General features: G+C 68.1%; 6 protein-coding genes. 3 read left to right on the top strand and 3 right to left on the bottom strand.

All coding sequences use genetic code 11. From position 1 onward, the window contains the following. Window positions 1–124 precede the first annotated feature (124 nt). From RIN18_RS08860 to RIN18_RS08850, 3 genes are read left to right on the top strand one after another with little or no spacing between them, the layout of a single operon-like run. The gene (locus tag RIN18_RS08860; protein ID WP_309103601.1) at window positions 125–1,732 is read left to right on the top strand and encodes a sugar ABC transporter ATP-binding protein; all 1,608 of its coding nucleotides are present in this window, start codon (window positions 125–127) and stop codon (window positions 1,730–1,732) included. Continuing rightward, window positions 1,729–2,808 (top strand): ABC transporter permease, encoded by a 1,080-nt coding sequence (locus tag RIN18_RS08855; RefSeq protein WP_309103600.1) that lies wholly within the window; start codon window positions 1,729–1,731, stop codon window positions 2,806–2,808. Before RIN18_RS08860 ends, RIN18_RS08855 begins: the two co-directional genes overlap by 4 nt. Then, window positions 2,805–3,842, top strand: a complete 1,038-nt coding sequence (locus RIN18_RS08850; protein ID WP_309103599.1) for a sugar ABC transporter permease — start codon at window positions 2,805–2,807, stop codon at window positions 3,840–3,842. The genes RIN18_RS08855 and RIN18_RS08850 overlap by 4 nt, the downstream gene beginning before the upstream one ends. 61 nt (window positions 3,843–3,903) lie before the next feature. Here the strand turns inward: RIN18_RS08850 and RIN18_RS08845 are convergent, their stop codons facing one another. From RIN18_RS08845 to RIN18_RS08835, 3 genes are read right to left on the bottom strand one after another with little or no spacing between them, the layout of a single operon-like run. Beyond that, window positions 3,904–5,766: a beta-L-arabinofuranosidase domain-containing protein gene (locus RIN18_RS08845; RefSeq protein WP_309103598.1), complete on the bottom strand. Its 1,863-nt coding sequence runs from the start codon at window positions 5,764–5,766 to the stop codon at window positions 3,904–3,906. A gap of 2 nt (window positions 5,767–5,768) precedes the next feature. Then, window positions 5,769–6,662 carry a carbohydrate ABC transporter permease gene (locus tag RIN18_RS08840; RefSeq protein WP_309103597.1) on the bottom strand — a complete coding sequence of 298 codons (894 nt, stop codon included), beginning with the start codon at window positions 6,660–6,662 and terminating at the stop codon, window positions 5,769–5,771. A 3-nt stretch (window positions 6,663–6,665) separates the two neighbouring features. Next, window positions 6,666–7,568 (bottom strand): sugar ABC transporter permease, encoded by a 903-nt coding sequence (locus tag RIN18_RS08835; RefSeq protein ID WP_309103596.1) that lies wholly within the window; start codon window positions 7,566–7,568, stop codon window positions 6,666–6,668. Window positions 7,569–7,749: the final 181 nt, after the last annotated feature.

Genomic DNA, 7,749 nt, shown 5'->3' with positions numbered 1-7,749 from the left:
CCGCCGCCGGCCCTCCCGCCCCCCCCCCCCCCCCTCCCCCGCCGCCGCCCCCCCCCCCCCCCCGGCCCGGGTGGCCGCGCACCGGCCACCCGGGCACCACCCACTTCGAGACTGAGAGTCAGCGATGAACGAAGAACTGCCCATCGTCGAGATGCGCGGGATCTCCATCGAGTTCCCCGGAGTCAAAGCGCTCGACGGTGTCGACTTCCGCCTCTTCCCCGGGGAGGTTCACGCGCTCATGGGCGAGAACGGCGCCGGCAAGTCGACGCTGATCAAGGCGCTCACGGGCGTGTACGCCATCGACTCTGGCTCCATCGTCGTGGCAGGAGCCGAACGCAGCTTCGCCGGCACCGCCGATGCGCAGGAGGCCGGCATCTCGACGGTCTACCAGGAGGTCAACCTCGCACCGAACCTCTCCATCGGCGAGAACGTCATGCTCGGCCATGAGGTGCGCGGGCCGTTCGGCATCGACTGGCGTGCGACGCATCGCGCTGCGACCGACGCGCTCACCCGCCTCGGCCTCGAGCATCTCGACACCCGGAAGCCTCTCTCCACCCTCTCCATCGCGCTTCAGCAACTGATCGCGATTAGTCGCGCGATGGCGATCAAAGCCAAGGTCCTGATCCTCGACGAACCGACATCGAGCCTCGACGCCGCCGAGGTCGAAGGCCTCTTCGCCGTCATGCGAGCGCTGCGCGACCAGGGCGTCGCGATTCTGTTCGTCTCTCACTTCCTCGACCAGGTCTACGCGATCAGCGACCGTCTCACGGTGCTGCGCAACGGTCGCTACGAGGGCGAGTTCTTCACTCGCCGGCTCGACAGACACGCACTCATCTCCACGATGATCGGCAAGGACCTCGACACGCTCGCCTCCCTCGGCGGAAACCGTCGCACCGCGCCCCGCGATCCGGACGAGCTGCCGGTGCTATCGGCGTCCGGAATCTCGCGCCAGGGTTCGGTCGAGACCACGGACCTCGACATCCGCCCGGGAGAGGTCGTCGGATTCGCGGGCTTGCTCGGATCGGGGCGCACCGAACTCGCCCGCCTGCTCTACGGCGCGGACCGCGTCGACGAGGGCACCATCTCGGTCAAGGGTGACCGGGTGGAGCTGCGCTCTCCGGCTGAGGCGCTCGCCCGCCGCATCGCGTTCTCCACCGAGAACCGCCGCGACGAGGGCATCGTCGGTGATCTGACGGTGCGGGAGAACATGATCCTTGCCGTGCAGGCCGAGCGCGGGTGGGCGCGCCCCATGTCACGCAAGGAGCAGGACGCCATCGTCGAGAAGTACATCGGCGAGCTCAACGTGCGCCCGGCCGACCCGGAGCGGATGATCAAGAACCTCTCGGGTGGCAACCAGCAGAAGGTGCTTCTCGGCCGCTGGCTCGCCACCAAACCCGAACTGCTCATCCTCGACGAGCCGACCCGAGGCATCGACGTGGGCGCGAAGGCCGAGATCCAGGAGGCCGTGGCGATGCTCGCCGAGGAGGGCGTCGCCGTCGTGTTCATCTCCTCGGAACTCGAGGAGGTCGTGCGGCTGTCCGAACGGATCGTCGTGCTCAAGGACCGTCGGAAGATCGGCGAGATCCAGAACGGCCCCGACGTCACCGCTCAGGAGATCGTCGATGTGATCGCGGCTCACGGGATCGAGGCTGCGGCCGAGACGCTCGAAGACACCGAGGGTGCGGCATTCGATACGATCGCCCACGCCACCGAGAAGGAGGAGGCGCGATGACCGCAGCATCCGGCACGTCCCTGTGGCGTGAACTGATTCGCAAACCCTTCTTCTGGGGCGTCGTCGCGATCCTCGCCCTGCTCGCGCTGAACGTGGTCAAGGACCCGACATATCTCGCCATGTCGGTGAACCCGAACAACGGCCACCTCGTCGGGAACCTGATCGACATCCTGCGCCAGGCGGCGCCGATCATGATGATCGCCATCGGCATGTCTCTGGTCATCGCCACGGGCGGCATCGACCTGTCGGTGGGCTCGCTGATGGCGGTGGCCGGAGCGGTGTCGATGGAGTTCCTGAGCGCTGCCGGCGATTCAGGATCCGCGGGAGCGGCGTTGGGCGCGATCGGGCTCGCCCTGCTTGTGACCGCCATCCTGGGTGCCCTCAACGGCATCCTCGTCGCGTACGTCGGCCTGCAACCGTTCATCGCCACGCTCGTCCTGATGCTGGCCGGTCGCGGGATCGCGAAGGTGATCACCGGCGGGCAGAACACGGCAGCGTCCAACGCCCCGTTCCGCTGGATCTCGAACGGGTACCTGATCGGGATCCCGGTCGTGTTCATCCTCGCCGTGCTGATCGTCATCATCGTCGGCTGGGTCGTGCGCCGCAGCGCCCTCGGACTCATGATCGAGGCCATCGGCATCAACCCGAGGGCCAGCCGGATGGCGGGCATCAAGCCCAAGGGGCTGCTGCTGACCACCTACATCCTGAGCGGCATCCTCGCCGGCATCGCCGGCATCATGTCGGTCGGCACCGTGATGACCGTCGACATCTCGCGCACCGGTTATCAGCTCGAACTCGACGCGATCCTGGCGGTCGTGATCGGAGGCGCCTCGCTCGCGGGCGGTAAGTTCTCGCTCAGCGGCGCCTTCGTCGGCGCCCTGCTGATCGCGACCCTCGACAAGACGGTGCTGTTCCTCGGCGTCTCCTCCTCGGCGACGCCGGCATTCAAGGCGATCGTCATCGTGCTGCTCTGCCTGCTGCAATCGGAGCGCGTGCGCAGCTGGTTCGTCAGGCGTCGCAGACTCACCCCGCCCGCATCCACGCAGGAGACCCGCAAAGAGGAGGTGCCGGCATGACCGCGCTGACCGCGACCACCGCTCAGCATGGGCCGGTGGCGATCACCGACCGGGTCCGTCGCGCGATCCAGGCGAACCCGTCGGTCCTGCCGACGATCGCATCGGTGGTGATCTTCGTCGGCATGGTGGTCTACGGCGAGGTCTCCTACGGCCGCATCGTGCAGGCCAGCACCCTGTCGAACCTGCTCATCAACAACGCGCATCTGATCGTGCTCGCGGTGGCACTGACCTTCGTCATCCTCACCGGGGGCATCGACCTCTCCGTCGGATCGATCATCGCGTTCTCCTCGGTCGCCGGCGTGATGCTCGCGAATGCGGGGTGGAATGCGATCGCCGTGATGGTGACGATGGTCGTCATCGGCGCGCTCTTCGGAGTGGTCTCGGGCGTGCTGATCCGGTACTTCAACGTGCAGCCGTTCATCGCGACCCTCGCCATGATGTTCCTCGGGCGCGGGCTCGCGTCACTGCTCAGCACCAAGCCGGAGCGCCTCGATGAGGAATCGCCGATCCGGTGGATCGGGCAGCAGCTGAAGGTCATCGACGGTCCGAAGGTCAACGACCTCGTCATCACCCCGGCCGTGATCATCGCCGTCGCGGTGGTGCTCGCGGCATACTTCGTGCTGCACCGTACGCGCACCGGTCGCACCGTCTACGCGATCGGCGGGTCCGAGAGCTCGGCTCTGCTGATGGGTCTGTCGGTGCATCGCACCAAGGTCCTGGTCTATGTCATCAGCGGCGCTCTCGCCGGCCTCGCCGCGGTCCTCTACACGGCGCGTCTCGGTACGGCGCAGAACATCACCGGCATCGGCTGGGAGCTCGATGCGATCGCGGCGGCGGTCATCGGCGGCACTCTGCTGACCGGGGCCTACGGGTATGTGCTCGGCTCTGTGATCGGTGCGCTCGTCCTCGGGCTCATGAACGTCCTCATCACACGCGACGGCGGGATCCCGCCCGAGATGACGACGATCATCACCGGCGGCATCCTCCTCGTGTTCGTCCTGCTGCAGCGTGCGGTGACTCGCAAACGCGAGTAGCGAAGACTGCACGAAGAAGGCCTCCCGCAGCGCCGTGTGCGGGAGGCCTTCTTCTGATCGATCAGCTCGTCGGGATCCAGACCCGCATCGTCGACGGACCGCGCTGGGCCCAGTCATGGTAGGCGACCAGAGGCACCTCCGCGGCCGCATCCGTCGACCGGTCCCGAAGTGGAAGCATCACGCGGCCGTCGCGCTCCACCGGCGCGCCGGCGACGACCGCATCAACGACGTCGCCGCCGAAGTCGATCGACTCGAGCGCGAGGACCTCGGGACCGCGCTCGATCGCCACGGACCCGCGCACCGCGTCGACGCGGGGATCGGGCGCGGTGACGCGCGGCTCGACCGGCAGGACGAGCTCGACGACGTCTCCGCGCCGGAACGGACGCCTGACGTCGACGGAGCCGGGCTCAACCTCCTGCTCGGACTCCTCGCCGCCCGCGTGCACGCGCAGCCGCGCTCCTGCAGCCCACGCCGGCACCCGCAGCGTCAGGGTCCATTCGGCGTCCTCGCGGACAGTGAGGCGGATGCTGCCGTCGGCCGGATAGCCGGTGGTGACCTCGAAAGCGGCGACGCGGCCGTCGGGCAGCATCGCGCTGATGCGGCCGGGCGCGTACTGATGCAGCTGCACGCCGTCGTCGTCGGCGGTCGCGAGATATGCGCCGAGGCTCGCGAAGGTGCGCGCGACGTTGGGCGGGCAGCATGACACCTCGAACCACGGCGCGCGCAGCGATGAGGAGGCGCGGGGAGAGGTGCCCGCGGGGTCCGCAGGCGCACCGGGTACGCGCTGATGCAGCGTGTTCGCGTAGAAGAAGGCCCGTCCGTCGGGAGCGGGGGACGTCGCGACGACATTGAACAGGGTTCGCTCGATGAGGTCTGCGTAGCGAGCGTCTCCGGTCGCGAGCAGCAAACGCCAGGAGAACATGATCGACCCGACGCCCGCGCACGTCTCCGAGTACGCGCGGTCCGCCGGGAGCTCCCAGTCGTCGCCGAAGGCTTCATCCTGGTGGTGGGACCCCTGCCCGCCGGTCACATAGGTCCGGCGTTCCCGGGTGCGGTCCCATTGACGACGCAGCGATTGCAGCAGGCCGTCGTCCGACCCCTCGACGGCGACGTCGGTCGCTCCGGCCGAGAGGTAGTTGGCACGCACGGCGTGCCCGCGGAGCACATCGGCGTCCCGCACCGGCACGTCGTCCTGGAAGTACTTCCGGCCCCACTCGATGTCGCGGAGCGTTCCTCGCCCGTGGCGCTCGACGAACAGTGCCGCCTGGTCGATGAAGCGCTGCTCGCCCAGGGCACGGCCGAGCTCGGCGAGTCCGACCTCTACCTCGGCGTGGCCGCAGATGGCGTCGCGCCCGCCGGGGCCGAACTCGTCGCACACCAGGTCCGCTGCGCGCCGGGCGATCCCGACGAGACCGTCGTCTGCGCCGGGGCGGGTGCGCTGCCTGGCGACGGCGGCCTGGAAGAGGTGCCCGAGGCAGTAGAGCTCGTGACCCCACTCCAGATCCGACCAGCGCTCGCGCTGTCCCGCGCGCCCGAACATCGTGTTCAGGTAGCCGTCCCGCTCCTGCGCCGCCGCGACGCGCGTGACCACCCGGCGAAAGCGCCCCTCGAAAGCCGCATCGGGTGCGGCATTCGTTCGGCCGATCTCCCAGGCGAGCGCCTCGAGGTACTTGTACACCTCGGAGTCGGAGAACTCACGTCCCCGTCGCCCGTCGGGCAACGTGCCGGCGGCGGCGAGATCGAAGTTCGGCAGCCACCCCTCGGACTCGAGCCGTGACTCGATGTGCGCGAGCGTCGCCTCGCCGTTCACGCGCTGGCGATCACCCCAGAACCCGCCGGTGATCGCGGCCTCGCCGAGGCCGAGGGGGCGCAGGCGTCCGCGCGTGGGTACCACCGGTGCCGCCGGTGCATTGCTGTCGAACATGGTCATCCTTTGAAGGCGCCGGACATGAAGCCGCGCACATAGTGGCGTTGGAGGATCAGGAAGAGCAGGATGCAGGGGAGCGCCAGCACGACCACCCCTGCCTCGGTCGCGCCGTAGTCGACGACACCCTGCACCTGGCCGCGAAGGTTGGCGACGGCCAGCGGCAGCGTCATCCGGTTGGAGTCGTTGATGAGGATGAGCGGCGCCATGAAGTCGTTCCACGCCGTGAGGAAGGCGAACAGGCCGACCGTCACGAGCCCGGGCTTGACGGCCGGGAGCAGCACGCGCCAGAGCGCACCCCAGCTGGAGCATCCGTCGACCATGGCGGCCTCGTCCATCTCCTTCGGGATGGATTCGAACGAGATGCGCATCATGAACATCGAGAAGGGCAGCTGGAACATGGTGATCACCAGCGCCACGCCGACCAGCGAGTTCTGCAGGCCTACGGCGTTGAGAATCACGTAGAGCGGGATGAGCAGCGTCGCGTACGGCACCATGAGGATCGCCAGTGTCACCAGAAAGAGCGCGTTCTTGCCGGGGAATGAGAATCGCGCGAACGCGTAGCCGCCCAGCAGTGAGATGAACAGGGTGAGCGCGACGGTGAGCACCGACACGAACAGCGAGTTGCCGAGGTAGACCCAGATGCCCGCCTGGTACTCGCCGAGGGCGGCGTAGTTGCCGAACCCCCAGCCGTCGGTCTGGCTCGTGCCCGCCAGCGGGCTCACGCTCGACACGCCGGTCCAGATGAGCGGGTAGAGGAAGATCACCGCGAGTGCGGTGGTGAACACCCAGTACGGGATGCCGTAGACGAACCGTTGGACGCTCGAGCGGTGGCGCCGCGGCGCGGTCGGGCGGGAGTCCGGCGCCACGATGGTGCGAGTGAGGGTCTGAGACATGGGTCAGCTCTCGTCGGGACGCCGGAAGGCGCGCAGCTGGAAGACATTGATGACGATGAGGGCGATCAGGACGATCACGGAAAGGGCGCCGGCGATGCCGAGGCTGTTCTGCCCCTGGAAGGCGACGTTGTAGATCAACTGCACGACGGTCATCGTGCTGTTGTCGGGGCCGCCCTTGGTGAGGATGTAGAACTGCTCGAAGGCCAGCAGCGACCCGGTGACGCACATCACGGTGGTGAGGGCGAATGTCGGCTTCAGCAGCGGCACCGTGATGTCTCGGAATGTCTGCCAGCGGCTCGCGCCGTCGATGCGCGCCGCCTCGTACACGTCGTCGGGGATGCCCTGCAGCCCCACCAGCATGAGCAGCATGTAGAAGCCGGCGTAACGCCACACGATCAGGAAGATCGTCGACCAGAGCGCGCCGTCGGGAGTGCCGAGGAACGTGATGCCCCAGGCCTTCATGAGATCGGCGAAGGGGCCGGCGATGGGGGAGTACAGCACATAGAACAGCAGTGAGGCGGATGCCAGGCCCAGCGCGCTCGGGATCAGGAATGCCGTGCGCAGGAGCCCCTTCCACCTGGTCGACTCCTGAACCAGCAGTGCGAGACCGAGACCCAGGCCGATGAGGATGACGGTCGTGATGACCGTGTAGAGCAGGGTGAAGCGGATCGAGTCCCAGAACAGCCGGTGGTTGACGGCGTCGACGTAGTTCTCGGGCAGGTTCAGCCCGCGGTTGCCACTGAGCAGAGGCCAGTCGGATGCCGACATCTGCAGCACGAGCACCAGCGGGACGATGAACAGCAGGGCCACGAAGATCGCGGTCGGGGCGGCATACAGCCAGCCCTGCATGGGGCTGCCGAATCCGGTGCGGGGGCGGCGGCGCTCGGTGGTCGCGCTCGAAGTCATGTCGATCTCTCTCGTTCGGGGTCGGTGGGGGGGGGGGCCGGGGGGCGCCCCCCCCCCGCGGCGGTCACTCGTCCTGGTAGCCGTTGTTGTCCTCGAAGTCGGCGTCGATGGCCCGCGCCGCGCTGTCGAGCTCCTCCTGCGGGTCCGCCCCGCCCCAGATCGCCGCGAGGGCGCTGCCGTA

This window comes from Microbacterium sp. (genome assembly GCF_031179285.1).
In the GTDB taxonomy this organism is placed as follows: domain Bacteria; phylum Actinomycetota; class Actinomycetes; order Actinomycetales; family Microbacteriaceae; genus Microbacterium.
Note: the sequence above shows the minus strand (reverse complement) of the source record. Positions and strands in the feature narration are given on the sequence as shown.